The organism is Archangium violaceum, from assembly GCF_016887565.1.
Classification (GTDB): domain Bacteria; phylum Myxococcota; class Myxococcia; order Myxococcales; family Myxococcaceae; genus Archangium; species Archangium violaceum_B.
This window is the reverse complement of the sequence record NZ_CP069396.1, coordinates 12,497,266-12,523,143: the sequence shown is the minus strand read 5'-3', so window position 1 is coordinate 12,523,143 and position 25,878 is coordinate 12,497,266. Positions and strand designations below refer to the sequence as shown.

Genomic DNA, 25,878 nt, shown 5'->3' with positions numbered 1-25,878 from the left:
CGCGGCTCCAACTGTAGGGCATGTACTCCGCGACCAGGTGACAGGAGCCACAGCGGGAGCTTCGGCTCCGCGGCCTTGCCGACGAACGCGGCGGCGTAGTGTCCGGCGAGCATCTCAGGCGGCCTGAGCCTTGGGCGTCGACAGCAACACGAGCACCAGGGCCACCACTGCCGGCAGCGCCTGCGTGAACAGGATCGACAACTTGGCGGTGAAGGCACCGAAGATGCCCGCGACCACCACGCAGCCCAGCAGGAACAGCTTCACATCGCGCTTGCCCGTGGCCAGCGCCCAGGCCAGGCCCGCGGCCAGGATGCCGTTGTAGAGCCCCTGGTTGGCGGCCAGCGTCGCCGAGGAATGCAGCACCTCGCGCGACAGTCCAAATACCTTCGCGCCCACATCATGGTCCCAGAAGAACATCTCCAGGACCATGAAGCCGACATGCAGCAGGGCCACGAGACCCACCATGAGGTTGGCAAACATTTTCATGGAGGCAATGTTCCCCTGCGCACCTCCCGGCGGCAATGACCGTTGTGGCCAAACCGTTGGCCGATCGGGCCAGCGGTCACTTTGGAGCACGTGGAACCAACCACGCGGCCTGCGAAGCGGGCCCCGGCGCAGGGGCCACCGCAGCTGGCGTGGTGTTGAGAGCCGGGCCGCAGTGGCCCACAGGCCCAAGCCGCCCTATGCGTGGGACACTACGTCATCCGCTATGACTCCCGCGCATGGGGTTGCCTTGGCCGAGACCATTCCTGGCGCCAGACTGCTCATGCTAGAAGGAATGGGCCATGATCTTCCCCGCCCGCTGTACGGGGAGAGCGCTCGGGCGCTTCTCACGCACACCGGCGCTAAAGCCTGACGTCGGAAGCGCCGCGAGCCAGAGGGGGGAACGCGGCGCGCTCATGGGGGAGACGCATGCCGCCTCTGTCTTCATTCCCCCAGAGGGGTCCGGTTTCCCCAGCTCTTCCCCGGAGCCGTGGCCCTGGGGGTGGCGTGACGCTCTTCGTGGCGAGCGACGAGCTGCATGGCGCGGAGCTGTGGCGAAGTGACGGGACCGAGGCAGGCACCTCGCTCGTGAAGGACCTCGCACCTGGACTGGCGAGCTCGGAGCCCCGGTTCCTGACCCTCGCGCAGGGGACGGTCTTCTTCGCGGCCCAGAGTGGGGGCGCAGACGGCTTCTCGGTGTAGGAGCTCTGGAAGACGGACGGCACCCCAGCGGGAACCGTTCTGGTGAAGCGCCTGCCCCGGACCAGTAACTCAGACCAGATCGGGACCATGGCCCAGGTGGGTGGAACGGTGTTCTTCATCTACTACCAGTACGACCAGGGCTATCTGCAGCAGCTCTGGAAGAGCGATGGCACCGAGGCAGGCACCGTGCTCCTCCAGCGACTGGCTCCCCAGGGCAGCTGCGGCTGCGATTCCGAGTTGCTCTCCACGGGCACCACCTTGTTCTTCGCCGGGAGGGACGCCGCGAACAACCTGGAGCTGTGGAAGCGGGATGGGGCCGGAGCCGTGCTCCTCAAGACGATCCCCGTGAATTCCAGCTCCTATCTCTCGAGTCACCTCTTCACCCAGGTGGGCGGCTCGCTCTTCTTCACCGTGGACAAGACCCTGTGGAAGAGCGACGGGACGCCAGCGGGAACCGTCCTCGTGTCCACGCAGTCCTCCAGGATTGCCGACCTGGAGGCCGTCAACGGCACCCTCTTCCTCGTGAGCTCCACGTCGCTCTGGAAGAGCGATGGCACGGCGCCGGTCCTGGTCCGGAGCTTCGATGGCGCGGTGGGCTCGCTCACCACGCTCGGCAGCGCCCTCTATTTCTCTGGCACCGATGCCCTGGGCGGACAGGAACAGTGGACGAGCGATGGCACGACGGCGGGCACGCGCCGGGTGAAAGATCTGGTCCCGGGCTCCGACGGCTCGGCCCCCTAGGAGTTCCTCGCCTGGAACGGTGGCTTCTACTTCACCGCCTCGACCACCGTGGGCACGCGTGGGCTGTGGCGCAGCGACGGCACCGCCGCTGGAATGCTCGCCCTCAAGACGTGGGCCGAGGAGGAAAACCCCTGGTACGTGAGGCCCCACTACATGGCCCCGGTGGGGAGCGCGCTGTTCTTCAGCGTGCCGGAGGCTCCGGTGGACGAGCCGGGAGCCTCGCTGAACGACATGCCGCGGCTCACGTGGAGGACGAACGGGACCGTGAAGGGGACCCGGGAGCTGACGGGCGTCTGGGCAGGCACCCGGGGCGCCCAGTCCCGGCACCACCCCCTTGGCGTCGTTGAGGGAACGGTCTTCTTCGTCGCCACGGATGGCAACCCCGGCGAGGCGCTCTGGAAGAGCGATGGGACGGCGGCCGGCACGGTCCAGCTCAGGACACTGGCGCGGGTGGCACCGGAGACGGATACGTGGTTCCACAAGCCTGGAGCGGCGCGCGTGGGGGGACGCTCTTCTTCACAGCGGACGACGGGGTTGGACGTCTTCACCTGTGCCTGGTGTGGAGGCAGGCGCCGGGTGTTGGCGTACCTGACGGCACCCAACACCGCATGCTGTAGTGTCCCCTTTCTGTCAAGACACGCTCGCCGACGGGAACGGGCGGCAGCACGCGACATGGCGACGGAGGACGACAGACGACCTTGCAGGAGGGGGCGTTCACCAGACTATGCTGCCTATGGCAGCAACAGGCACCGAGCCCACTCAGGAAGGGATGCCAACCAAATGCGAACTGACCTTGCGGCCCCAGAGCTTTTTGGTAACGAGGCAGGGGAGGATGAGCCACCTGAAGTCCTGAGCAGCTATTTTTTGGAGAAGGGCGAGTTCGTGCGATTCTTCTCTCCTGAACAGAGAGTCGCCTTTGTCCGCTCAAGAAAGGGAATGGGGAAGTCCGCACTGCTGAGAGAGACGCTCTACCGGCGGCAACGGGCCAACCAAGGCGAGCTTCTCCTTTATATCAAAGCATCAGATTTAGTTGCAGCACAGGAGACAAAATCCGAATCACCTGCCGACCTAATCTATGGGTGGCAGCAGCGGATCTGCACCAGAATCAACGTTGAACTCGGAGCCATATTCAACATCGCCTTTGGTGACGACCGGATCGCCTTGGTTGAGAGCTCAGAATTGGCTGGGTTTCGAAATAGAAATCTGATCAGCGCCTTGGTGGACCGGTTATCAGCAAAAGGAGCCGACATCGAGTTCACCAGACAGCGAGTTGTTCCTGCCGACTCACAAGCACTGCTCGCTCGTGTATCCCGCAAAGAAGACATATCGGTATGGCTACTAATTGACGATGTCGACGCAACATTCCTGAACACACCTTCAGAACGATTACGAACCAGCACATTCTTCAGCGCATGCAGAAACCTCGTCAACGCAGTAACTGGCCTAAGAATTCGAGCCTCGGTTCGAGCTGATGTCTGGTCAATCCTGGCTCAGCACGACGAATCCCTCGACAAGTGCGAGCAGTACATGCTTGAGCTACACTGGAGCACAACAGAAACCGGTCGCATCCTTGAGAACAAGATAATTAGCTATTTCAGGCGCGTATATCCGAACAACCCAGTGTATGCAAGCATTGAGGCGGAGGGTAGTTCTCGGGATATATTTAGTCTTGTATTTAAGGAGCCTTTTCCCTGGGGGAAGCGGCAAGTCGAAGCCTTTAGGACAGTACATATCCTTTCGGCCGGTCGTCCTAGATGGGCTGCGCAGCTATGCAAGCTCGCGGGCCAAGCAGCTTACGACACGAAGTCAGACTTGATTACATTCGGCCATTTCCGCTCAAGCTTGCGACAGTACGGCATTGCTCGCCTCTCCGACATCAGCAAAGAGCACAGACATCAATGTCCAACAATTGACACAATAATCGAAAGCTTCGGAGGCGGACCAACGAGGTACTCGACTAAGTCCCTCTTGGAGCATATTACAGATCGCATAATCAAGAGAGTCGGAATTCCAGAGATTGACGGCTCTCCAGCCTTGAACGGGAGCCTGTCGGTTGCGAATTTCCTGTTTAGAATTGGATTCATCGCCGCACGCGACGAAAGGGTCGACGAGTCATTGGGCTTCGTTCGCTTCGAAGATCGTCCGAACCTGCTCTCATCTACCACCAATATGGATGACGGCCTAGATTGGGAGATTCACCCAAGCTACCGAGATGCTCTTCGTATTCGCCCAGCGGACGTGTAGGAGTCTGCTTGACCTGAACGTCTCTTACTATGTGTGCCGGGTGGCCAGCCGTTGTTGCCCCAGAGATATAGGTGCCCTCATGCACCAGCACAGTGCGAGAAATCGGGTCCGGGATAGCATCATCCTGTACCGCACCGGATGGTTGAGACACTAGGTTGGTCGTAATCAGGCCACCTGCTTCGACTGCATCAGCTCTCGCCGGGCCTGACTCGGCGAGAGGAAGTTGTGGCGCTCCAGCAGCCAGTGCTCGTTGTAGCTGTGGGTCCATTCCAGCAGTTCCCGCCGAAGGCCGCCGAAGGTGTCAGACGATTCGTAGAACGCGAGGTGTCGGAACAAGTTTCGACCTTACCCATTTTTCTGAGACCTGAAGGCGCGGGCCCGGCGAAAACCGCTCCTTCATGGAGAGTGGTACTCAACACCCCAAGTACGTGGACGGACGCGCTCTCCGTGATTTCCACATACCTTTCTGGTCGCCAGAGCTAGCGCTACCCAGTAAGATGGTAGATCCCGCCATGGGGAGGGAGTGTAGTGCGCAGTTCCGCTCGCGTACCCGCCCCGTGGGCATCAGGAGCAGTACAAGGCGAGAGCAGGTCAGCCCCCCGGCTCTTCGCACCATCCTTGCTCAGTTCCGACGGCACGGCTAGTGAGCTTCAACGCTCATCCAGAGCGTTTCCTACCGTGAGGCACCGTTTCGATGCTCCGCCCTGTGGTAACCATTGACCCTGCTCACATGAGCACCCTGCCCAATGATGTGATGAGGGTTATTTTGAACGCTGCGTCAGCCGGGCGTGGCTCCACTGCGAACACCGACGAAGTCAGTCTTACCGGAAAAGGAGCGTTCCGAGCAGCCTGGGGTCGTGCGCTGCTGCGCACCTATCATTGCACTCGCCTTCTCCCCCATGAAGTCGAAATGATCAGGAATCAAGGACTGAGACGGCTGACCCAGGCACTGATGCATGACCGCATCGAGGCTGCGCGACAGAGCGGCGTGATTACTGAACAGGAGGCGGCGCAACTGCAACAAGCCCATGTTTTCGCGACTCGCCAGCACCGCAGTCGTATGGAGCAGGTGTGGCTCATTGCTGGGCGTATCGTCTTCGACAACCGTATCGAGGCATGCATAAGGTTTCTTTCAACCTGGGGAGGAGAGGCGCTTTACAAGTCGAAGATGTGGCCGACGCTCGACAAGCGCATCAGTACTCTCGGTACCCCCTCCATTGTCGTGGCTGATATCGACATCTATGGGCGCCCTGACACAGCCACAAACCCGGACATCTTCGAGTTCTTTGTTGATCTCCAACGCCAAGCTGAGCACCGCTCGGCGGATGATGTCTACGCGAATGTTATCTACAAGGATGATGTCCCGGCCAAACACGTTGTGGGTATCTGGCAACCCGGACACCGAGAGTACGATCGACATGCGGGCCTCCCACGTACGTAGAGCTACGTTTAATGTGCTTCAGGATGCCCGTGAGGCTCAGGCCAGCACGATGAAAGATGCGGCGAGGACACTTTGGCGGTGATCCGGACACACGAATGAGGCACGTGCCTGGGCTCGCAACTCGACCTTCACCACGTCGTTGTAGCCCTCCTCGGCGTTGAGGTCTGGTACATAGCGATGCTGTCGCTCAAGGCGGAAGTCTGCGCGTCTAACGCTCGGCAGGAATCCGGGAGGTACACGCTCCTGTCCGCACCGGCCCCGCTACCTGCCGCCATTCCTCCGAGTTCACCTTCGACGACCTGCCCGCAGATAGTTGAGGGTACATGCTAACTGGCACTTGATTGCTCGGCGGCTGACGTGAAGCATCTGCTAGGGTGGACCGGCGAGGTCACCCCCAGTGGCACTACCATCACCCCTTCTCCTGGTTCTCCTCACCCTGCCTCTAGCAACGACGGCGGCGGCCCAGACTCAGCCCTCCGTCCGCGAGCGCCAGGAGCGGCAAGTCGTCGTCCCCGGCCCCGGTGAGCCCGTGCCAGAGGTGCGGGTGGCGGCCAACACCCTCACCATCTTCCGCTTCGGTGCCCCCATCGACAGGGCCTCGGTGGAGGTAGAGGGGCGGGCGACGCGCTTCAAGCTGGTGGATCCGGGGGAGTTCACCCTCGCGCTCGAGCCCTCCGTCGAGCCGGCCCCCGGAGAGCGACTCATCCTGCGGGTGCGCTACAAGGACGGCGGCACCCCGGTGTACGCCACCTTCGCGCTCTTTTCCCACCCCACGCTGGTGGACAAGGAGGTGGAGGTGGTGCGCCGCCCGCGCACCGTCGAGGGGCTGGAAGCGCGGCTGTCCCACGTGGAAGCCGAGCTCGCCGCCCTGAAAGGCCAGTGCGCGCAGAGCGGGCTGCCCGCCCTCGCGTTCTCGGGGCTGCTGGACTCGAAGGACGTCCGGGCCAAGCCCTTCTGGGGGAGCGCGGCCCCTGGCTACAAGGGGGGCCTGGAGCCAGGGCGTGGCACCGGCTACCGGGCCACTCGCTGGGCCATGGTGACTGTCCGCATACGCAACCTTCCCGGACAGCCGGCATGGGCGCCAGGTACGGCCCGGCTCACCAGCACGAAGGGCACCCCGGTGAAGGTGCTCTCCGTGCACCTTGAGAAGCCGCAGCTCCAGGCGGGGGAGTCCGCCCTGGTGGCGGTGCTGGTGGAGCCGCCCGCCTCCACTGAGGGCCACTTCCAGCTGGAACTCGTGGACGCCGAGGGCGGGCGGCTCCTTCCCATTACCGCGGTCGAGCTTTAGGAGGGCCGTCCCATGACGAGGGAAGTCCTACACCCGGACAACCTGCAGCCCGGCGACATGGTGGGCCCCTGGCGGATTGTGGAGCGGCTGGGACTCGGTGGTTTCGCCCGAGTCTTCAAAGTGGAGCGCGGCAGCCGCTTCTTCTCCATGAAGATGGCCCTGCGCCCTGTCTCCGACGAGGATGAGCGCAGCGAGCCGGCGGGAGAAGAGGCCGCCATGAGGATAGAGCGCGAGGCCGCGGCCCTGCTCACCTATTCTCCCCACCCCAACTTGGTGCGCGTGCACGCGGTGGACTGCTGGCCCCACCCTGGTAACGGCTACCCATTCATCGTCACCGATTTGGTGGAGGGCGACGACTGGCACGTGTGGCGGTGGAAGACGAACCCCAACGCCGTGAAGCTGGTGGACGCCTTCTCCGAGGCGGTGCGTACCGTGGGGGCGTTGCACTCGCGCGGCGCGTACCACCGCGACCTGAAGGCAGAGAATCTCCTTATCCGCCGGACGGACGAGCACGTCGTTCTCATCGACTTCGGCAACGTGCGCCTGCCGGGCACCTTCGCGGAGACGCTGGGGGTGCCGCTGGGGGTGTTCCACCTGCTACCGCCCGAGCTCCTCGAATACACACGCAGTGAGGTTTGGAAGCACGGCATCCCCTTCGAAGGGGGTGTGGCGGCGGACCTCTACGCCCTGGGCATCATCCTCTACCAAGGCCTCTGCGATCATCACCCCTTCGACCCCCACCTGTCGGACCGGGCGCTGACGGCGGCCATCTCCACGGTGCGCCCAACCCCGCCCCACATCATCAACCCCCGGGCCCCGCGCGCGCTGAGCGACATCTCCATGAAGCTGCTGGAGAAGCAGCCCGAGGCGCGCTACCCCAGCACGGAGTCGCTGCTGCAGGCCCTGTGGGTGGCGGGCAAGGAGCGCACGTCCCGGGCCTGGAAGGTGCCCCTTCTCCCCTCCACCGAGGAGTTCCCGGTGGAGGCGACGCCCGAAGAGAAAGAGGAGTGGCTGTCTCGTCAGCAGGGGGTTCCCCCCGAGCCCAAGGCAGACGAGGCACGTCCTCCTGCAGGGGCACCACAACCGCCGGAGGAGGCCCGAGAGGAGGTGCCACCCAAGGAGCGCCGGACGTGGCGCATGCAGCACCTCGTCGTGGTGAGCCTGGCGCTCCTGGCCGTCCTGTTCCTTGCGTCATGGCTGGTGCGGTCCACACTCCCGTCGCCCCACATGTCGGAGCCCACCGCGTCCGTCGGCTTCGAGAAAGGAACCGCGTCCGTGCTCGCCCTCACCACGTCCCAGGACTCAGCCCCTTCCAGCGGAAACGTGAGCCTCCGGTGGCTCGCCGTGTGGCTGTGCACCGCCACCGGCCTGGGTTGCCCCGCCGCCCAGGTGAGGCCGGAGCCGGAGGCCTGCCCGGAGGAGGCCCGGCACAATACCTTCGAGGTGCTGAAGCTCAACGAGGGCATGGCGCTCCAGGCCATCGTCGACATCGACCAGCCTGGGGACCCGAACCAGGAGGGCAGCTACCGAGACGGCCCCATCGTCGGCCGTGTGGTGCAGCGCGACTGGTCTCCCCCGGAACTGCCCGGCGGCACCCTCCTATACGGGAAGCTCTGGACGGGCCCCGGCATCCAGAACCGGGATGGCGAGCAAGCTGTGCTGGGGCGCTACACGGAGGCGCTTCTGCCGGACGGCCGCAAGCTGCCAGTGTGCATCGTCCTGGGCGGGCCGGAGGGGCGCTGGCGGAAGCTGCCCGGCTCGAAGCCTGGGGCCGTTCGACTGCCACGGGAGTTGCCGGTGGCAGCCGTCTGGCGGTGGCCGTAGCGCTCTAAACACTATGAGCGACTAGGGTTTTTCAAACCCTTACGCGTAAGGTCGGCTCTAAATATTTACATCAAGTCCGGACGAACATGTAAATGATTGAAGTCCGGATGCGAACCAGTTCCGTTGCCCGCATGATTCTGCGGGCATTGAAATCTGTCTTGTGATAGACAAGAAAGGGCCAAGTCATACTGACCCTGGCCCTGTGAACTCGAAGGTCGCACTCCGAGTCCAGGCACAGCCCCCCGGTTAGGCGGAGGAGCCGCGCGTAGCGCTACATCAATAATACAAGCGACTCGTCCTGTCAATGCGGGTGGCGCCAGAAAGGCCCACTATGAGTATCCGTGTGCGCATTGGCACAGGAAGAGCAGTGCAGGCTCGCACAGTCACAGCGCCCGTATGGGTGCTGACGCCGTTGTCCCACGAGGACTGCGAACGACTACAACAGGAGATTGAGCAACTCGATAAGCATCTCGAAAGACTGCAACAGGAGGCTGTCGAGCTGTTCAATGAGCAGTTAGAACTCTTCCGCTCTTGGTTGTCTGCGAATAAGTAGCATCGGGCCGCTTCGGGGTTCACGCCGGGGCGGCCCTTCTTCGCTCGAGCGAGCTACAGATTGACGATCTCGCAGTCCTTCGCGAGGACGTTCATCATCAGCCCGTTCACGCGCCCACGGACCGTCACGCGCGCGCCTTTGGTGAGCGAAGCCGCCTTCTTCACCTGGGCGCTGTCGAGGGTGCATTGGAGCACCGGCAACTCGAACTGACGGCCGGTGCCCACCAGCACATAGGTGTCGCCGACGATGTCCTTCTTCACCTCGCCGACGACTCCGCTCGTCTGGATAACCTTGCCCTTGAAGGCCTCGTCAGCCCGGACTTCGTTATCGGTGTACTCGGCGAGCAGCGTGCGGATCTCCACCTGCTTCGCGTCCACCGTGCGTTTGGCAGCAGCGGGTGCCGCGCTGTCGTTGCCTCGGACCTGAGCCATCACCCAGGCGAGAAAGCAGGGCGCGACAAGGAGCACGACGGCGATGCCGAACAGCTTGCCGAAGTTAATACGGCGGTGAGGCGGTGCTCCGCACTTCGGGCAGGCCGCCGCGTTGGTCGCTACCTCGTTGCCGCACTGCCTGCACTTCACCAGCGCCATGTGAGTTCTCCTGGCGTTCCCATTCGCCGCCTACGCACCGGGGGACAACCCGGCCGGCTGGGCCCTCGCGGCGCGCACCACGGAGCGCACGGCCTATGGCCAGGAGCAGGAGAGCGTGGACGGCCTTGGCGTGCCGACCGCCACGATCTACAGCGCCAACTGCGAGTTCGCCATTGCATGCTCGTCCAACGTGCCGTTCGGCGGGCTCGCCTTCCTCGGCTTCCAGCCCTACGAGGACACCTCCCGCTGGACGCTCTCCGGCGTGGAGTATGATGCGGACGACGCGCGCACGGGCATCCGCGCGGCCCGGCTGCCCGGCGGCGCCAACGCCTCCCTCGCCGTGACGGTGACGCCCGAGGCGCCCGAGGGCACGTACCTCGTCGGAGTGTGGGTGCGGACACCGGCCGGCTTCGCCGCCGATGCCACCACCGGCATCTCCGCGACCGTCACCGTCGACGGCGTGGCCGCCACGCCGGTCTTCGTGCCGCTGCCCGCCACGGACGGCGCGTGGCGCTACGTCACCGTGCCCGTCCCGCTCGCGCCCCGCTCCGCCGCCACGGAGTCGTCGGTGGCGCTCGCCTTGTCGATCACGAACACCACCGCCAGCCCGGTGACCCTCGACAGCGTGCTGGTGGCCCCCCTGGCCAACAGCCTCGTGGCCCGCACCTTCCACGAGCCGAGTCAGCAGGTCACCTCCACCCAGGACGCGGGCGGCCGCACCACGCGCACGTACTATGACCGCGTCTTCCAGCCGACCGTCTCGGTGGGTGCCTCCGGGCAGATCAAGGAGCTCAACCAGCGCTTCCTCTCGCGCCGGGGCAACGACGACGTCTTCTCGCCAACGAGCCCCAACGCCGAGGTCACCCTGCACCCCGCCACCGGCGGCGTGCTCGAGACCTTCCGTGACGGCGACCGTTGGCGCGAGCGCTGGGGCGCGTCCGCCGGGTGGGCGGCCGCGGACGGCGCCCTCGTGCACACGGGAGCCACCGCGGGGTCGGTCACCTGGCGCGGCACCGCGGTGGGGACCCGCGCGGTCTACTTCGAGCTCCAGGCGCGCGACGGGGTCGCCTCCGTGTCCGTGGGCAACGTGACGGTTCGCTGGGATGGCGGCTGGACCGCGTCCCAGGCGGGCGTGGCCTGGACGGCGTTGGCCTCGCCCCCCCTCGAGCAGCACTGGCTCCTCGTCGTCGGCGATGGCGTCGTGCTCTTCTTCGCCGGAGGCCAGCTCCTCTACAGTCAGGCGGTCCGCCCTGTCGGGGACACCGTGTCCATCACGCTCGCCGGGGAGGGCGCCATCCGCAACCTCTCCGTCGTCGAGGGCGTCCGCGTCGGCGTGTCCTACAACGACGCCGCCGGCCGACAGCGGCAGGTGCAGCAGCTCCATGGCGCCGACAGCACCGTGGTCGGCCTCGTCTACGACGCGCTCGACCGCCAGCTCGTGACGACGAAGGGCGCCCCCGGCTCGTTCGGCTCCGGCCAGCACCAGCCCGTCTTCCAATACCGGCCCGGCTTCGTGGACGTGGAGGACTTCCTCGCGAATCTCTCCACCACCTGGGAGCTGAAGGGCGACGTCGCCGACTACTACCGGGGGCAGGCCGAGGACGGCATCATGCGCTCGGACGACAAGGGCTACCCCTACCAGGGCACGCGCTACGAGGCCTCGCCCCGGCAGCAGTCGATCGAGCAGGGCAACCCTGGCAAGCCCTATGCGATCGACCTCTCGGTGCCCGAGGAGCAGCGCCAGACCACGCGGCTCCGTTTCGGCGCGAACGCGGCGGGGAGCCTCCCGGCCGGCCAGTACTTCCAGGACACGCTCACGAGCCCGGTCCAGACGCGGTCCGTGCGCCTGACCGACCAGATCAGGCAGACCGTGACGAGCACCTACGTGTCGAGCGTGGGGGAGGAGGTCTCGCGCACCTCGGGCAACCGGACCTACACGGCGGGCGCGTCCGGGCCCGCGGCCACGCTCCAGACCGCGCTCCCCAACGCGCTGGTGAGCGGGCCCCAGCAGGACCCGAGCGCCTACGCACAGCGGACGACCACGGACGCCCTCCAGCGCATCGAGTCCCTTGCCGATCCCGACGCGGGGAAGACGCAGTTCGTGTCGGACGTGGCCGGGCAGCTGCGCTTCGTGCAGCCCGCGATGGATGCGGGCGAGCAGTGGTTCGTCTACTACAAGTACGACGCGCTCGGGCGCATGGTGGAGGAGGGCACCGTCTCGGCGGCGTGGGACCCCGCGGCGCTGCGCCTGCTCGCGAACCAGCCCGACTGGCCGACCGAGGGGTCCACGGTTGCGGTCACGATGCGCTACGACGGCGACGGGGACGAGCCCACCCTCATCGGCAGGAAATGGATTTCGGTGGCGAACAATCCCGGGGACGACGGTGACGTCACGGTCACCGAGGTGTTCGGCTACGACGACGACGGGCACCTCTCCTCGGTGCGCATGACACTCGACGGGCCCACGGCCGCCGACGGTACGGTCGCCTACACGTACGACAACCTCTCGGAGGTGGTCCGCGTCGAGCTCCCCGAGGGAGCCCCGCTCGCGGCGGTCCACTACGCCTATGACGACCTCGGGCACGTCGTGTCCGTCGGCACCGCCGCCGGCCTCGCCGACCTCGCGGCCTACGGCTGGAGCGCGGACGGCGCGGTACAGCGGGAGGTGCTCGGGCAGGGCGCGTGGACCCGGCTCGTCGACTACACCTCGCCCGGCCAGGTGGCCGCGATGACGACCACGTCGGCGGCCGGCGACCAGTCCTTCGCGCTCGCCTACGCCTATGACGCGGATGCCGTCGTGCGCACCCGCGGCGTGCGGTGGCGCTTCGCCGGCAAGGACACCAGCCAGGAGGAGGTCTTCGGCTACGACGGTCAGCGGCGGCTCCTCACCGCGGCCGGCGCCACGACGATGACCATCCGCTCCTACGATCCCAGCGGCAACATCTGGGAGGCCGAGGAGAGCGGCACCGTGGTGGCCACCCCGTGCGTCGGTGGCTCGGACCGTGTCGCGTCGCTCACCGTCGGGTCGGGGCCGGCCCAGCCGCTCACCTGGAGCGCGCGCGGCCAGCTCCTGGCGGGCGCCGGCCGCACGCTCGGGTACGACCGTGCCACCGGCATGACGACGCGCATCGAGGCCGGCGGCGCGCTCCGGCTCGCCTACGGCGGGAGCCAGCAGCGCGTGCTCAAGCGCCGCCGCGACGGCGCTGACAGCGTCTACTTCTTCGGCGCGGGTCTGGTCCCCGTGGCTCGGCGGGATGGTGGGTCCTGGACGGTGCTCGTACAGGGGCCGGCGGGGCTCCTCGCCCTGGTGGGCACGGCCACGCGCTTCGTGCTCCCGGATCCGGACCAGTCCGTGTGGGCGGTCGTGGAGGGCGCCACGCTCGTGGCCCGCTACGCGTACGCCCCGTTCGGCGGCCTCACGCTCGCCGAGGGGGACCTGGCGGCCACTCCCTACCTCTTCCAGGGGCAGGAGTGGGACGCCGAGGTCGGGTTCTACAACTTCCGCGCCCGCATGTACGACCCGGTCCTGCGCCGCTTCGTGACGCCGGATCCGCAACGGCAGTTCGCGAGCCCCTACATCTTCGCCGCGAACAATCCGCTCGGCATCACCGACCCCACCGGTGAGCTCTCGATCTGGGCGCAGGTCGGCATCGGTTTGGCCATGGCGGCGATCACGGCCATTGGCATCGGGCTCTCGGTCTTCACCGGCGGCACCTCGGGCGCGGCGACGGTCGCGGCGGCGGGCGCGGCGAAGGGCGCGGCGAAGGGAGCGGCGGCGGGCGTGGCGAAGAGCGCGGCGAAGGGAGCGGCGGCGGGCGCGGCGAAGGGAGCGGCGGCCGGAGCGACGGGCGCAGCCGAAGGCGCTGCGGAGGTGGCGGCCTCGGTGGCCGCAGGGGCCTCGGTGGCCGAGGGCGCGGCGAGCTCGACCGCGTCCATCTCCACGAAACTCACCCAGTTCGGTCTCAATGTCGCGGGGAGCACGCTCTCGCGCGCCGGGAAGTCCGGACTGAAATACGACGTGCAGCACGGCCGCGACTTCACGGCCAAGGGCTTCTTCGAGGCCATGGGGATCGGCGCCGCCGCGGGCTTCGCGAGCGGGGTCGTGAGCGGCCTCGGGGGGTTCGCGACGGGCGGGCTCTCCAGCAAGAAGGGGGGCGCCGGCATCGCCGCGCGCATCGGCGCCAAGGCCGCCGTGGGCGGAGTGTCGAGCGCGGTGTCGAGCGACGTGACGACGATCCTCACCAATGTCCAGCAGCACCAGCCCTGGTACCAGGGGCTTGCCAAGAGCACGGGCACCGGCTTCGCCAAGGGCGCTGGCACTGGCGCGGCCAGCTGCGCCTGGGGCGAGCGCGTGAACATCGCCAAGGCCGCGGGCGTGTCCGACCAGACGATGACACGCATGAGCAACATCGTCGACAAGGTCAAGTCGGCCGCAACCTCCGACGGCGCGTACAAGATCTACGGCACGGCCGCGTTCTTCGCGATGCCCGGGTACGTCGTGTGGGGCGCGGCCGACAGCTGGGGGCGGCACGACTGACGCGCGGCCACAGCTCGCCCGTCTGATTCGGGAGCCCGGGGGCTGGAGGGCCTCGGCGCGTGGCCTGGGCCCTCCAGCGTCCCATGGGCTCGGAGGTGGGCTCAGAGGTGCAGCCGGTAGCCCACGCCCGCGGCGCGCCCCATCCTCCCCCGGTCTACACGTCCCTTTCGGCGGAGGGGCGTGGCCCGACGCAAGGAAGCTCGAGGATGAACGTGGAGCCGGCACCTGGCTCGCTCTGGACCCGGATCGTGCCCCCGTGCGCCTCCGCGATCCAGCGGCTGATGTAGAGGCCGAGCCCCAGCCCGCCGTAATGCTTGTCGGACACGGCGCGCTCGAAACGCTCGAAAATCCGCCCCTGCCGCGTCGGGTCGATGCCAATCCCGTGGTCCCTGACGGCAACCCGCGCCATCCCGGCCTCCTCGCCGAGGAATATCTCGATGGGCTTGCCAGCCCCGAACTTGAGCGCATTGGAGAGGAGTCTGGTCAGGATCTGGGCGACGCGGGAGCGATCCCAAAGGCCCACGATCCGGCCGCCGTCCCGCATCGTGAGCGGGCACCCCGCCTGCGAGAACTCCAGCTTGAATTGCTCGACCACCTCCCGGACGATGGCCCCGAGGTCGACGTCCTCGAGTTCGAGCGGGAGTTGGCCCGCATGGAGCCGCGAGACATCCAGGAGATCCCTGTTCAGCCGGCACAGGCGCGCTCCCTGCAACAGGGAGCGCTCGACCAGCCTGCCCATCGTCTGCGGGTCGATGGAGCGACCCGCTCGGAAGGCCCGGTCCATGGACTGCAGCGTGAGCGTGAGTGATGTCATCGGCGTATTCAGCTCGTGCGAGGCCACGGAGAGGAACTCGTCCCGCACGCGGATGGCCTCCTGTGTCTTGCGGTAGAGCCGCGCGTTGTCGATCGCTATCGCGGCCCGGCGCGCCACTTCCTGCACAAGCTTGAGGTCGGCGCCGCCGTAGCGGCGCCCCGGCGTGGACGAGACGGCGCTCAGCACCCCGAACGTCTGCCCGCACGCGACGAGCGGCACGATCATGGAGCTCCGTGCCCCGAGCTCGCGGCAGATCCTCACGTGCTCGTCGTCCACGGCGAGTCTTCGAATGCCTTCGTCGGAGAGCTCGGGAAACAGGAGTGGCTCACCCGTCCGCAGGACCCCAGCCGCCGGTTGGGGCGAATCCCAGTGAGGAGGATACCGCCGTCGAAGCTCCTCGAGCACCCGCTCCTTCGCGGGGTCTTTGTGTGCACCGGCGATGCGCCGGATCTCTGCGCCTTCCACGATGTCGATCACGCACCAGTCGCAGATCGATCTCACGGACAGCCGCCCGAGGCGCGCCAGCGTCTCCTCATAATCGAGCGATTCCGAAAGGAGCGCTCCCACCTCGGCGAGGAACGTGGCCTGGCGCTCCGCCATCTCGGCCGCCGCCCGCGCCGCCTGCTCCTTGGAGAGGAGTAGCGCGTTCTCCAAGGAGATGGCCGCCTGCGAGGCGAGCAGCGAGAGGGCTGCAAGCCTCTCGGGTGTGAACGCGCTGGCGACGAGGTTGTTCTCGAGATAGAGCAGACCGACTACCTCCGCTTGCCGGAGAATGGGCAAGCACAGGAGTGACCTCGGCTTCACGTGCACGATGTACGGATCCGAGGCGTATTTCGCCCCATCGGCGATGCCCTCGAGGACCACCCGCTCCTTCGTCCGCCAGGCGTAGTTGGCGATCGAAACGGGCACGAGCGACGACGAGAGTGGCTGCGCCTCCAGGAGCTTCGTCGCCACGCCTCCTACTTCGAGGGACGCCTCCGCCTCGATGGACAAGCCGCCCTCCCGGTAGAGGATCAGGCAGCCTCTTTGCGCTCCGCCCTGCTCGAGCACGATGGTGAGCAGCGTGCGCACCAGCTTGTCGAGGACGATCTCACCCGAGATGCTCTGTGAGGCTTTGGTCACCGAGAGCAGGTCGAGCTGCTCGGTCCGGACCGCGAAGGTGGCAGCGGGCGTGGGGGGCCTCGGCTGGAGCAGACGGGGATTCTGCTGGTCGAGCTGCTTGACCTTGCTGTCGGCGCCCCAGCGCACATAGCAGGCACGGGCGCCGCTGAGATAGGTGTTGGCGAACTGGTCGAACCCACGCGCCCGGTAGAACGCCGAAGCGAGCTCATACGCGAGCGCTTCATTCTGAACGAAGCCGTTCTCGCGCGCCGAGCGGATGGCCTCTTCATAGAGGCGCTGTGCGTCGAGCTCCCGGCCTTCGATGCGAGCGATCTCTGCTGAGACGAGGGCATGGCGGCTCAGGTAGTTCTCCGGGCAGTTGTCTGCCCAGAGCTTGAGCTTCCGCAGCTCCGCTTCGAGGGTGCGCGCGAATTCCCGCTGCTGGTCCGCGGGCACCTGCGGATGAAGTGCGGCCAGGGTGAGCGCGTGGTAGAAGTGGTACGTGGCCTCGATGGGCTGCGCCATGATCGCCCCGAGCATCGTCGCCGCCCGGGCCGCGGACTCGAGCGCCTCGCCATACCGTCCGCCGGCAAAAGCGGCGATCTGCTTCATGACATGGTAGAAGGCAATCCCGCAGCCGAAGGTCGCCTCCGTGATCACCGCCAGACTTTCGGCTTCGTCGAAGGAGCCATCGTCAAGGCTTGTCGGTTCCGGCGTCGCTCCTCGCAGGCTCGCCACGAATCGCTGCTCGAGCTGGAGCGTATGGAGTACCGCGGCGTTGTGGCTCTCCCTGGCGAACGCGATGTACTTCCGCGACACCTTGAGGACTTCGTCGAGCGGGCTGCCCTTCTCCAGGACCAGCCAGACCGTCAGGATGGTGACGAGGCCGGCGAAGACGAGGTCGCCGACCTCCAGGCAGGCGAGGAAGCCCTGCTCCATGATCGGAACACTCGTCGCGATGGGCCTCCGCCAGAAGTGGATGTGGCCGCCATGCATGAAGAGCAACTTGCCCTTGAGCCTGGCGTCGTTGAACTTCTCGTTCAGCCGCAACGACATCTCGGAGAACTCGTAGGCCGACGGAATGTCGCCGAAGAGCGACGCCAACATGATGCCGTAGGCGCTGTAGGCGAAGCAGGTCTCCTCGGCGTTCCCGTACCGCAGGGAGAAGTTCAGCGCCTTGACGACCTCCAGAGCGAACATCTCCGGTCGCGCGTTGTACGCGCAGGGGATCGAATCGACAAGCAGGCCGATGATCGCCCGCCCATTGGGGTCGCGCACCGCCGGCGCATCGAGGAGGTCGGCGATGCGACGATCGCGCAGGTTGGCCGAGATGTCCCGGATCTCCGCTTCGACTTCGACCTGGATCTCCTCGCTCGACTCCGGCAGGCGCACCCCGAAGAGCCCAAGACCTTCCAGCGCGACCGTCACCCCGTCGGCATATCGCCTCGAGACCTGGTACAGCCTTATGCGCAGCCGGTAGGCCCTGGCCCGGTCGGGATTGGAACGGGCGTTCTGGAGGATCAGGTCGAACAGCTCATCGGCCCGATGGAAGTCGCCGACGAGGTACTCGCACTCGGAGAGTTCCATGTAGAGCGTGAACGTATCCTCGTACCGTGTGCTCCAGGCGTCCGATGGCAGCAGTGATGCAGCCTGGGCCAGATAGCCGCACGCCGACGCGTAGGCGACCGACGCCTTCGCCTTTCTCCCCGCCTGGAAGTTGAACCGGCAGAGCGTCTCCTTTTCGCGTGGATCCGTGATGAGCGCGACACCGTGGTTGAGTTGGTTCGCGACGTCGAAGACCCGCTCGTCGAGCGCCTCTTCGGGCAGATGGAACGCGAGGAGCCGGCCGATCTCGAGATGCACCGCGGCCCTCAGCTCCTCCGGGATGAGCGAATAGGCCGCCTCCTGGACGCGGTCGTGGAGATACATGTACGCGCCGTCCAGACGGAGAACGAGCCCCGCGCGGACGGCCTCCCAGAGATCGGCATGCATCTCCTGCTCCGAGCGGCGGCAGACCCTCGTCAGGGTGGCGAGCTTCGCGGTGTTCCCCAGACAGGCGAGTCGTTTGAGCGCTTCCTGGGTGCGCTCAGGAAGCCGCGTGAGCTTGCCGACCATCAGGTCGACCACGTTGTCGGTGAAGCCCTTGGCGCGGATCCTCTTCACGTCCCACCGCCACGTCCTCGCGCGTCCATCGAACTCGAGCAGGCGCTCTTCGTAGAGCGCGGTGAGGAACTGGATCACGAAGAAGGGGTTGCCGGCCGTCTTCTCGTGGACGAGGTCCGAAAGCGACACGGAGTCTTCGCCGCGGCAGCGGAGCGTATCGCTGACGAGCATGGCGAGGTGCTCGCGGGAAAGCGGGCCGAGCACGATGTCCGAGACGAGCGCCCCCTCCTTCCGCATCTTGTCCAGCGTCAGGATGAGCGGGTGCGAAGGGGCCACCTCATTGTCCCGGTATGTGCCGATGCCGAGGAAATGGCCCGTTTCGGGATGGGTCATCAAATCCTGGAGGAGGGCGAGGCTCGCAGAATCGGCCCACTGGAGATCGTCGAGGAAGAGCGCGAGCGGGTGCTCCTTGCGGGCGAACACCCCGATGAAGTGCCGGAACACCATGTGGAACCGGTTCTGCGCCTCGGTCGGCGGCAACTCGGGAACCGGCGGTTGCCGTCCGACGACGAGCTCGACCTGAGGGATGACCTCCACGATGAGCTGTCCATTGCTCCCGAGAGCGCCGAGCAGCCGCTGCCGGAAGGTCGAGAGCCGCTCCTCGCTCCCGGCGAGGAGCTCCGGCACGAGCTCCCGGAAGGCCCGGACAATCGTGGAGTACGGGATGTCTCGCTTGTATTTGTCGAACTTTCCCGAAATGAAGAAGCCCCGCTCGCGGACGATGGGCTTGTGCAGCTCATACACGAGCGCCGACTTGCCGATGCCGGAATAGCCCGAGACCAGGACGAACTCGGGGGAGCCCGTGGCGACCACGCGCTCGAATGTGCGCAGCAGCGCGGCGATTTCATCCTCGCGGCCATAGAGCTTCTGGGGGATCTTGAAGCGACCCGAGACGTCGTGCTCGGCCAGGGGGAACGGCTCGAGCCTGCCTCGGGCTCGCGACTCGGTCAGGCACCGCACGAGGTCGTGCCGCAGGCCGCGGGCGGTCTGGTAGCGCTCCTCCGCCATCTTGCCCAGGAGCTTCAGGACGAGCGCGGAGAGGAGCTCGGGCAGCTGCGGGACGAGCGCGGAGGGCGGCGGCGGGGTACGGGCGACGTGGCAATGCACCCACTCGAGCGGATCCCTCGCCACGAAGGGCAGGCCCCCCGTAAGCATTTCGTAGAAGATGACTCCGAGAGCGTAGAGGTCGGCGCGGCTGTCGATCGCCCGGTTCATCCGCCCTGTCTGCTCCGGCGCCAGGTACGGCAGGGAGCCCTCGATGAAGCTCGAGATCTCGGGGGCATTGTGTTCGCGGGGGAGGCGCGACGCGAGCCCGAAGCCGGTGAGCTTCACCTGGCCGGTGGCCGCATTCACGAGGATGTTCTGGGGCTTCAGATCCTTGTGGATGATGTCCCGCTCGTGGAGCTCCGACACCGCCGCCGCGATACGGACCGCGAGGTCGAGGAAGCGCTCGGTCGGCATGGGCGCGCCGATGAAGTGGTCGAGCGACTCGCCGCCAAAATCCTCCATCACGAGCGCCGGCATTCCCTCGTACGTCTCGAGGGCGAGCGGCGCCACGATCGTCTGGAGGTCCAGCGTCTTGCCGATCGCATGCTCGTGCCGCAGACGCTCGACGTCCCCCGAGCGGCCATGCCTCGGATCGAGCACCTTCAGGAGCACCGGGAGGTGATCGGCCGTCCGGAGCCCGCGGAACAAGAGGGTTCCCCCGCCCTCGTAAAGGGTCTCGGTGATCGTGAAAGGGGAGGCGCTCTTCGTCTTCATGTAATGCGCCCGCCGACCGGCCACGGGCTGGGCACCAGAACTGGCGTACGGTGCGACAACCCTAAGCACGACGTGCGCCGCGGCAACCTCGCCACCTGGGGGCGGCACGGCTGACGCGCGGCCAGCTCACCCGTCTGATTCGGGAGCCCGGGGGCTGGGGGACCTCGGCGCGTGGCCTGGGCCCTCCAGCGTCCCATGGGCTTGGAGGTGGGCTCAGAGGTGCAGCCGGTAGCCCACGCCCGCGGCGAGGAAGCCGCCGAGGTTGACGTCACCGGTGGTCAGGAAGTCCACGCGGGTGAAGTGGTAGTGGACCTCGGCGAAGATGCCGCCGGGGCCGAGCTTGTACTCGGCGCCGCCGAGGAGCTGGAAGCCCACGGTGGCCTCGGACTCGGTGTACGTGCCGCCGAAGGCCTCGGTCTCCGCGCGGTGCAGGTAGAGGCCGGGGCCGGCGCCCACGTAGGGGGTGAGGGTGCCCTCGAGGAGGGTTCCCTCGAAGCGGTAGACGGCGGACAGCAGGATGGCCATCTCGCGCTCGGTGAGCGTGTAGGGGGCGTCCGCCGGGAGCTGCGGGTCGCCGAGCGTGCCGCTGACCTGCGGCTGGTGGAAGTTGAACTCGGCGACGATGGCCAGGCGGTTGCCCAGCAGCGGGGTGAGGTAGCCCGCCTCGGCGCCGAGGAAGAAGGCGCCGCTGAGCGGGGTGGTCGTCTTGAAGAAGCCCAGCTTGGGAGCCAGGAGGATGCGGCCTCCGGGCTCCTGGGCGGCCGCGGCGGCGGTCTCCTGGGTGGGCGTGGGGGTCGTCTTCGAGGGCGCGGGCGTCTGGGCGAGCGCCAGGAGGATGAGGAGGGGAAAGGCGTTCATGGTGGTGTGCTCCCGGGTGCCTAGTAGACGAGTCGCTCGACGGTGTCGGTGGGCGTGCCGCCCGCGTCATTGGGGAAGCCGCCCGCGGCGTAGACGAAGGCGCGGAAGAGGACGTTGCCGGAGAGGTAGCGCGGGCCGCCGCTCAGGTAGGACACCGAGGTGGCGTTGAGGGTGCCGTCGAAGCTGGTGTCACCCGTGCACTTCGCGGGCTCTGTTCCTGTCTTGCCGCAGACGAGGTTGGAGCGGAAGGCGAAGCCCGTGCCGCCCGTGGCGCCCGCCTGGAAGAGGTAGTTGGCCACGACCTCGGTCCAGCCTCCGTGCGTGCTGGCGGTGTTGTAGGTGGCCTGGGTGAAGAAGGTGGGAGCGGGGCTGGGCCACCCCGCCATCTTCACCTGGGCCGTCTCGATGACGCCGGTACCCGTGAGCGGAGCGCCGCCCGTGTCGCCTCCCACCACGATGAGCCAGGCGTCCTGGCTGTTGTCCGGCGCGGTGGGGGTGAAGGCCTGGGGGGCGGTGACCGAGCTGGCGACGGCGAGCGAGTGCCGCTGGCGCGCGCGGGAGAGCTGGCCCAGGGGTCCGAAGTCGCCCAGGTCCGCGGTGTTGGCGGCGAAGGTGGCATTCTCGAAGCTCGACAGGTTCGCGCCGGTGCTGGGGCAGCGGGTGCCCGCCGGGGAGCAGAAGCCGCCGACCACGTACACGGTGTCGTCCACGAGCCGGGCGGCGGTGTTGCCGCGCCCCTGGTACAGGGAGCCCGCGCCGACCCACTTGCCGAGGGCTCCGGGAGGCAGCGGCGCAGCGCCCGCGGGCGTCTTCGAGCCATTGTCGGTGTAGCTCACCTCGGGCAGGGGCGAGCCCGTGCAGGCCGCGGCGGGTGCCTCGTCGAGCAGCAGCTCGCTGCCCGAGACCGCGTTGGCGCCCACGGTGCGGTAGACGCGGTAGCTCGCGGCACCGGGGATGCAGGGCCAGGCGAGCGTGGTGGAGCCCCCGCCCGCGGCGTCGATCGTCACCGGGTACTCGTCCGAGGGCAGCGTCTCTCCGCCGGGATTCTTGGGGTCATCGGCGGCGCGGAGGGCCGACACGCGGTAGTAGAAGGTGCCCGCGGGCAGGCTGCCGCCCGTGCCCGGGGTGGGCGGCAGGAGCGCGGGGGCGTCCGCCACCTTGAGGACCTGGGCGCGCTCCACGGTGTTCATCGTCGAGCCATTGGCCCGGATGCCGCCGATGACGACGAGGTAGGAGGTATCTCCGGGGACGGTGCGCACGACGGCGGTGTGGCCGTACCGGGGCTCCGGGGCCGCGCCCGCGCCCAGCGGTGAGCGCTCGAGCGTGCGGAAGGTGCAGGTGCTCCCGGTGCACTGGCCGCCGAGCTCACCGAAGAGCGTGACGGGGGCCACCTCGACGGAGGCGAGGGGGGTGGTGCCGTTGGTGCCGCCCAGCGCGTACAGGTACGGCTGGCCGAGGTCATCCGTGGCGACCACGAGGGGGAAGTTGGCGCGCGGTCCGGTCAGCTTCGTCGTGAGGGGCGCGACCTTGCTCGCCTCGTTCGTCGGGTTGGCGGAGGGGTTGGTGACGATGAGACCCGAGTAGTTGGCGTAGGCCGGGTTGGCGGTGTTCTGCACGCGCACCACGTAGAGGCCCTCGGAGAGGCTGAAGCCTTCGGTGGCCTCCATCTGGGTGCCGATGGGGGTGTACTCGACGCACTTGTCCGCGGCCACGTTGGTGACGAGCGCGCGCAGCTCGGTGTCACTCGGCGTGCCGGTGGCGGTGAGGTCGCACGCGCGGATGTTCTGGCTGCCGATGGGCTTGAGGAGGAGCTGCACCTTGGCGTTGGCGCCGAAGTTGCTGCCCTTCACCACCAGCGGGTTGGCGGGGTCGGTCAGGCCGTTGGTGGTGATGGCGCTCGGCGCGATGGAGGAGATGGCGGGCACCGGGTCCACCAGCACGGTGAAGCCGTTCTCCGCGGACACGGAGCCGGTGGCGCCGCTCGGGTCCTTCACGCGCACCGCGTAGGGGCCGCCGGGGACGATGCCGTTGGGGCACTCGGGGTCGGTGAGGGGCAGCGCCGCGTTGCCCGAGCAGGTGGGCACCACCGCGGTGACGGTGTTGCCGTTGACGAAGGCCTCGCGCCGCAGGGGAATCTCCACCTGCTTCGAGGGGTCCGCCTTCAGCTTCGCCACGATGAAGATTTCCGGCGAACCGCCGGAGAAGCTCTTCTGGTCACCGGTGGGCGCGTTGAAGAGGGTGATGGTCTGGTTCTGTCTCTGCCAGCCGAAGCGCGGGTCGATGGTGAGGGTGCCCAGGCGGACGTAGCTGATGACGAGCCCCTGGGTGAGGGTGAAGGCGCAGCCCTCGGGGTTGGTCACGACCACATCGTAGGTGCCCGCGGCGGTGTTGGCGGGAAGGTTCGCCGTGAGCCGGGTGTCGGAGGCCACCGTCACGTCGGTGAGCGTCACCTCGGGGAGGCCGGTGCCGCGGATGACCACGGTGGGCACCTCGCCCGTGCGGAAGCCCGTGCCCACGAGCTCCAGCGGGGTGGGGGCCGTCTGGATGAAGCCCGAGGGCGCGCTCACGCTGAGGAGCGAGGGTGGGGGCACCACGAGCAGGGCCTCGGCGAGCTGACCGGTGGTGCCGCTCGGGTTCTTCACCTCCACGGTGTAGCTGCCGGGTGCGAGCTCCTGGGCGGGCGAGGAGTCACGTGTGGGCACGTCCAGGTCGAGCTGGTTGGCGCTCACGAAGAAGACGCGCTCGCGGGAGAGCGTGGCGGTGGCTGGGCCCCGGAGCGTCACCTCGGGCATGCCTACCCGGGGCGAGTCCATGAGGACGTCCTGGGGCATGGGGGCGAAGCCGCTGCCGGCCAGCGACACACGCCAGCCGGTGGTGCCTCCCTGCGCGTTGCAGACGCGGGCGGGCTGGAGGCCGGGCTGCCGGGGGTTGGTGGCTCCGGAGACGGTCGGGGTCGGCCCCTCGATGGTGCGGGAGCACGCCACGAGGGTGAGCAGCGCTGCTACGACGGGAAAGCGCAAGGGGTTTTCTCCTCTGTCAGAACGAGTTCGGACCTTACCCCGGGAAGGTCGGGGGCGGATGGGCAAAGCCATTCGAGAGTCGTGGAGACCACGGCCGCGGGTCAGGCGGCCTCGAACGTCCTGGTCGCCTCGCGCTGGGGCGCCGCGGTCGTCGCCGGCTTCGGCGCGCGCGAGCACTCCATCGTGCCATCATCGACCTTGCCGAAGCGCAGCGTGAACAGGTCGAGCACGTAGTTCTGGTAGAGCCGCCACGGCCGCTTCGAGCCCTGCTTCGGCATCGGGTCGAGCGCCCGCTGGACGTAGCCCGACGAGAAGTCGAGGAACGGCTGCTCCTCGACCGTGGGATCGTGGCGCGGCGTGCAGGTCGTGTCGCCGTGCCGCGCCATGTGGTTGAGCAGCCGGCAGACATACCCGGAGGTGAGGTCCACCTTCAGCGTCCACGACGCGTTGGTGTAGCCTGTCCACTTCGTGACCGACGGCATCGAAAGCGCCGTGAACCAGGCCAAAGCCGCCGCCGCCGGGAAGTCCGTTGGGGTCCACGGCGCTGACACCATCCAGCAGTGCCTGAATGCTGGCCTCCTCGACGAAATCCACGTCGACATCGCGGCGGTTCTTCTTGGCTCCGGAGTTCGACTCTTTGACCACCTCGCCGGCACGCCAGTCGTCCTTGGCAACCCGACGGTGATCCCGGGCGTCGGCGTTACACACCTGCGCTACCCAGTACGCAAGGCGTAGTCCTACCCCACACCTTTCTCGTCTGGCGGTGAGCTACCCGCGCACCCGTGCTTTGCTTGTCCTGGCCCCAAGCTCACGCGGCGGGCGAGGGCAGCTATAGCGTTACTACGCGCGCCGGCGCGGATCACGACGGGGCGCGGCGAGAACTTACGATACTTCTTCTCGGGCTTCACGGTCCTGTACCTACGGGTTCATGTCGGCAAACAACGCCTCGCCGCGCTGCCTCAGCCCGTTCGCAACACCGATGACGATCTCGGCTTCGCCTTGTTCGAGGCGCTCCACCGCCTCGCTCGCGAAGGTCTCGGCGGAGAGGACGGGCGGCCCAGCTCCCTCAGCGGGACGCCGATCCTGATTCCTCTTGTCAAGTCCGGTCGCGACGATGGGCGGCGCGATCTCAACCACACGGACCCGTCCCGTCAGTTGATGCCGCAGGCTGAGGGTGAAGGAGTGCAGCGCGGCCTTCGTTGCGCAGTACACGGGAAACTCCGCCGAGGGGCAGAAGGCGAGACCGGAAGTCACGTTGACGACCGTGGGCTTGTCGTTGCGAGCGAGCATCGGGAGCAACGCGGCAGTCAGCGCAATGGGAGCGAGCAGGTTCGTGTCGAGCTCGGACCGAATTTCGCTGAGCCTCACGCTTCCGCGGAAGTCTGAAGCGTGCATGATGCCAGCGTTGTTCACGAGCACGCTGAGATGCGGCACGTGGGTCGCGAGCCACGTAGCCAACCTCGCATGCTCCTCGGAGCGCGCAACATCAGCCTGCATCGTGCGAAGGCCCGGATGCTTCGCCTTTGCGGCGGCCAATCTCTCGGGATCTCGTCCGCAGATCGCGACGTCGTATCCGAGCTTCAGAAATTCCACGGCCATTGCCAGTCCGATCCCTGACCCGCCGCCTGTGATCAGCACGCCTCTTCTCTGCTCGCTGCCCATTTCTGCCTTGTCCTTGCGTGAGCTCCGGCGCGCGCCTGTCGCGCGTCGAGCACCGCCCCTCCCTTGTAGCGGCCGCGATCGGGACGAGGAATGCTT

Annotated in this window: 16 protein-coding genes; 8 read left to right on the top strand and 8 right to left on the bottom strand. The window is 67.1% G+C overall.

Features of this window, described 5'->3' with window-relative positions; all coding sequences use genetic code 11:
• Window positions 1–114: 114 nt before the first annotated feature.
• A complete protein-coding gene (locus JRI60_RS50040) occupies window positions 115–486 on the bottom strand; it encodes a DUF1304 domain-containing protein (protein ID WP_204223215.1) in 372 nt (123 codons plus the stop codon).
• Between the two features lie 504 nt (window positions 487–990).
• Between JRI60_RS50040 and JRI60_RS54180 the strand changes: the two genes are divergently transcribed.
• From JRI60_RS54180 to JRI60_RS50020, 3 genes are all read left to right on the top strand, one after another.
• Window positions 991–1,185: an ELWxxDGT repeat protein gene (locus JRI60_RS54180; protein WP_239470202.1), complete on the top strand. Its 195-nt coding sequence runs from the start codon at window positions 991–993 to the stop codon at window positions 1,183–1,185.
• 87 nt (window positions 1,186–1,272) lie between these two features.
• The gene (locus JRI60_RS54175) at window positions 1,273–1,926 is read left to right on the top strand and encodes a hypothetical protein (protein WP_239470201.1); all 654 of its coding nucleotides are present in this window, start codon (window positions 1,273–1,275) and stop codon (window positions 1,924–1,926) included.
• Window positions 1,927–2,019: 93 nt separating this feature from the next.
• Window positions 2,020–4,170, top strand: coding sequence for a P-loop ATPase, Sll1717 family (locus JRI60_RS50020; RefSeq protein WP_204223214.1), 2,151 nt, complete (start codon window positions 2,020–2,022; stop codon window positions 4,168–4,170).
• Window positions 4,171–4,335: 165 nt separating this feature from the next.
• Here the strand turns inward: JRI60_RS50020 and JRI60_RS50015 are convergent, their stop codons facing one another.
• On the bottom strand, window positions 4,336–4,506 hold the full coding sequence (locus JRI60_RS50015) for a hypothetical protein (RefSeq protein WP_204223213.1): 171 nt from the start codon (window positions 4,504–4,506) through the stop codon (window positions 4,336–4,338).
• Window positions 4,507–4,900: 394 nt separating this feature from the next.
• Here JRI60_RS50015 and JRI60_RS50010 point away from each other — a divergent pair, with 394 nt between their 5' ends.
• The 3 genes from JRI60_RS50010 to JRI60_RS50000 all read left to right on the top strand — a co-directional run bounded on the left by JRI60_RS50010 (window position 4,901) and on the right by JRI60_RS50000 (window position 8,723).
• Window positions 4,901–5,611 (top strand): hypothetical protein, encoded by a 711-nt coding sequence (locus JRI60_RS50010; RefSeq protein WP_204223212.1) that lies wholly within the window; start codon window positions 4,901–4,903, stop codon window positions 5,609–5,611.
• 397 nt (window positions 5,612–6,008) lie between these two features.
• Window positions 6,009–6,899, top strand: coding sequence for a DUF2381 family protein (locus JRI60_RS50005; protein WP_239470200.1), 891 nt, complete (start codon window positions 6,009–6,011; stop codon window positions 6,897–6,899).
• 12 nt (window positions 6,900–6,911) lie between these two features.
• Window positions 6,912–8,723, top strand: coding sequence for a serine/threonine protein kinase (locus tag JRI60_RS50000; protein ID WP_204223211.1), 1,812 nt, complete (start codon window positions 6,912–6,914; stop codon window positions 8,721–8,723).
• 606 nt (window positions 8,724–9,329) lie between these two features.
• On the opposite strand, the gene JRI60_RS49995 is transcribed toward JRI60_RS50000, so the two are convergent.
• The gene (locus tag JRI60_RS49995; RefSeq protein ID WP_204223210.1) at window positions 9,330–9,866 is read right to left on the bottom strand and encodes an OB-fold protein; all 537 of its coding nucleotides are present in this window, start codon (window positions 9,864–9,866) and stop codon (window positions 9,330–9,332) included.
• A 115-nt stretch (window positions 9,867–9,981) separates the two neighbouring features.
• On the opposite strand from JRI60_RS49995, the gene JRI60_RS49990 reads away from it, so the two are divergent.
• Window positions 9,982–14,403, top strand: a complete 4,422-nt coding sequence (locus JRI60_RS49990) for an RHS repeat-associated core domain-containing protein (RefSeq protein WP_204223209.1) — start codon at window positions 9,982–9,984, stop codon at window positions 14,401–14,403.
• A gap of 154 nt (window positions 14,404–14,557) precedes the next feature.
• On the opposite strand, the gene JRI60_RS49985 is transcribed toward JRI60_RS49990, so the two are convergent.
• The 4 genes from JRI60_RS49985 to JRI60_RS49970 form a co-directional block, all read right to left on the bottom strand.
• Window positions 14,558–20,242, bottom strand: a complete 5,685-nt coding sequence (locus JRI60_RS49985) for a sensor histidine kinase (protein WP_204223208.1) — start codon at window positions 20,240–20,242, stop codon at window positions 14,558–14,560.
• Window positions 20,243–20,455: 213 nt separating this feature from the next.
• Window positions 20,456–21,100, bottom strand: coding sequence for an outer membrane protein (locus JRI60_RS49980; RefSeq protein WP_204223207.1), 645 nt, complete (start codon window positions 21,098–21,100; stop codon window positions 20,456–20,458).
• 20 nt (window positions 21,101–21,120) lie between these two features.
• Entirely contained in the window at window positions 21,121–24,120 is a 3,000-nt protein-coding gene (locus JRI60_RS49975) for a hypothetical protein (RefSeq protein ID WP_204223206.1), read from the bottom strand.
• Between the two features lie 101 nt (window positions 24,121–24,221).
• Window positions 24,222–24,602: a hypothetical protein gene (locus JRI60_RS49970; protein ID WP_204223205.1), complete on the bottom strand. Its 381-nt coding sequence runs from the start codon at window positions 24,600–24,602 to the stop codon at window positions 24,222–24,224.
• Between JRI60_RS49970 and JRI60_RS49965 the strand changes: the two genes are divergently transcribed.
• On the top strand, window positions 24,589–24,855 hold the full coding sequence (locus tag JRI60_RS49965) for a dihydrofolate reductase family protein (protein ID WP_239470199.1): 267 nt from the start codon (window positions 24,589–24,591) through the stop codon (window positions 24,853–24,855). The two genes, JRI60_RS49970 and JRI60_RS49965, sit on opposite strands and share 14 nt — an antisense overlap.
• A gap of 183 nt (window positions 24,856–25,038) precedes the next feature.
• Here JRI60_RS49965 and JRI60_RS49960 read toward each other — a convergent pair whose 3' ends face one another.
• A complete protein-coding gene (locus tag JRI60_RS49960) occupies window positions 25,039–25,782 on the bottom strand; it encodes an SDR family oxidoreductase (RefSeq protein ID WP_204223204.1) in 744 nt (247 codons plus the stop codon).
• Window positions 25,783–25,878 lie beyond the last annotated feature (96 nt).

What these genes read in the sequence shown, in the direction of transcription:
- JRI60_RS49970 (WP_204223205.1), bottom strand. Translation starts at nt 24,602, where the DNA reads ATGCCGTCGGTCACGAAGTGGACAGGCTACACCAACGCGTCGTGGACG.
- JRI60_RS49995 (WP_204223210.1), bottom strand. Translation starts at nt 9,866, where the DNA reads ATGGCGCTGGTGAAGTGCAGGCAGTGCGGCAACGAGGTAGCGACCAAC.
- JRI60_RS50010 (WP_204223212.1), top strand. Translation starts at nt 4,901, where the DNA reads ATGAGCACCCTGCCCAATGATGTGATGAGGGTTATTTTGAACGCTGCG.
- JRI60_RS49985 (WP_204223208.1), bottom strand. Translation starts at nt 20,242, where the DNA reads ATGAAGACGAAGAGCGCCTCCCCTTTCACGATCACCGAGACCCTTTAC.
- JRI60_RS50000 (WP_204223211.1), top strand. Translation starts at nt 6,912, where the DNA reads ATGACGAGGGAAGTCCTACACCCGGACAACCTGCAGCCCGGCGACATG.
- JRI60_RS50020 (WP_204223214.1), top strand. Translation starts at nt 2,020, where the DNA reads ATGCTCGCCCTCAAGACGTGGGCCGAGGAGGAAAACCCCTGGTACGTG.
- JRI60_RS49980 (WP_204223207.1), bottom strand. Translation starts at nt 21,100, where the DNA reads ATGAACGCCTTTCCCCTCCTCATCCTCCTGGCGCTCGCCCAGACGCCC.
- JRI60_RS50040 (WP_204223215.1), bottom strand. Translation starts at nt 486, where the DNA reads ATGAAAATGTTTGCCAACCTCATGGTGGGTCTCGTGGCCCTGCTGCAT.
- JRI60_RS49960 (WP_204223204.1), bottom strand. Translation starts at nt 25,782, where the DNA reads ATGGGCAGCGAGCAGAGAAGAGGCGTGCTGATCACAGGCGGCGGGTCA.
- JRI60_RS54175 (WP_239470201.1), top strand. Translation starts at nt 1,273, where the DNA reads ATGGCCCAGGTGGGTGGAACGGTGTTCTTCATCTACTACCAGTACGAC.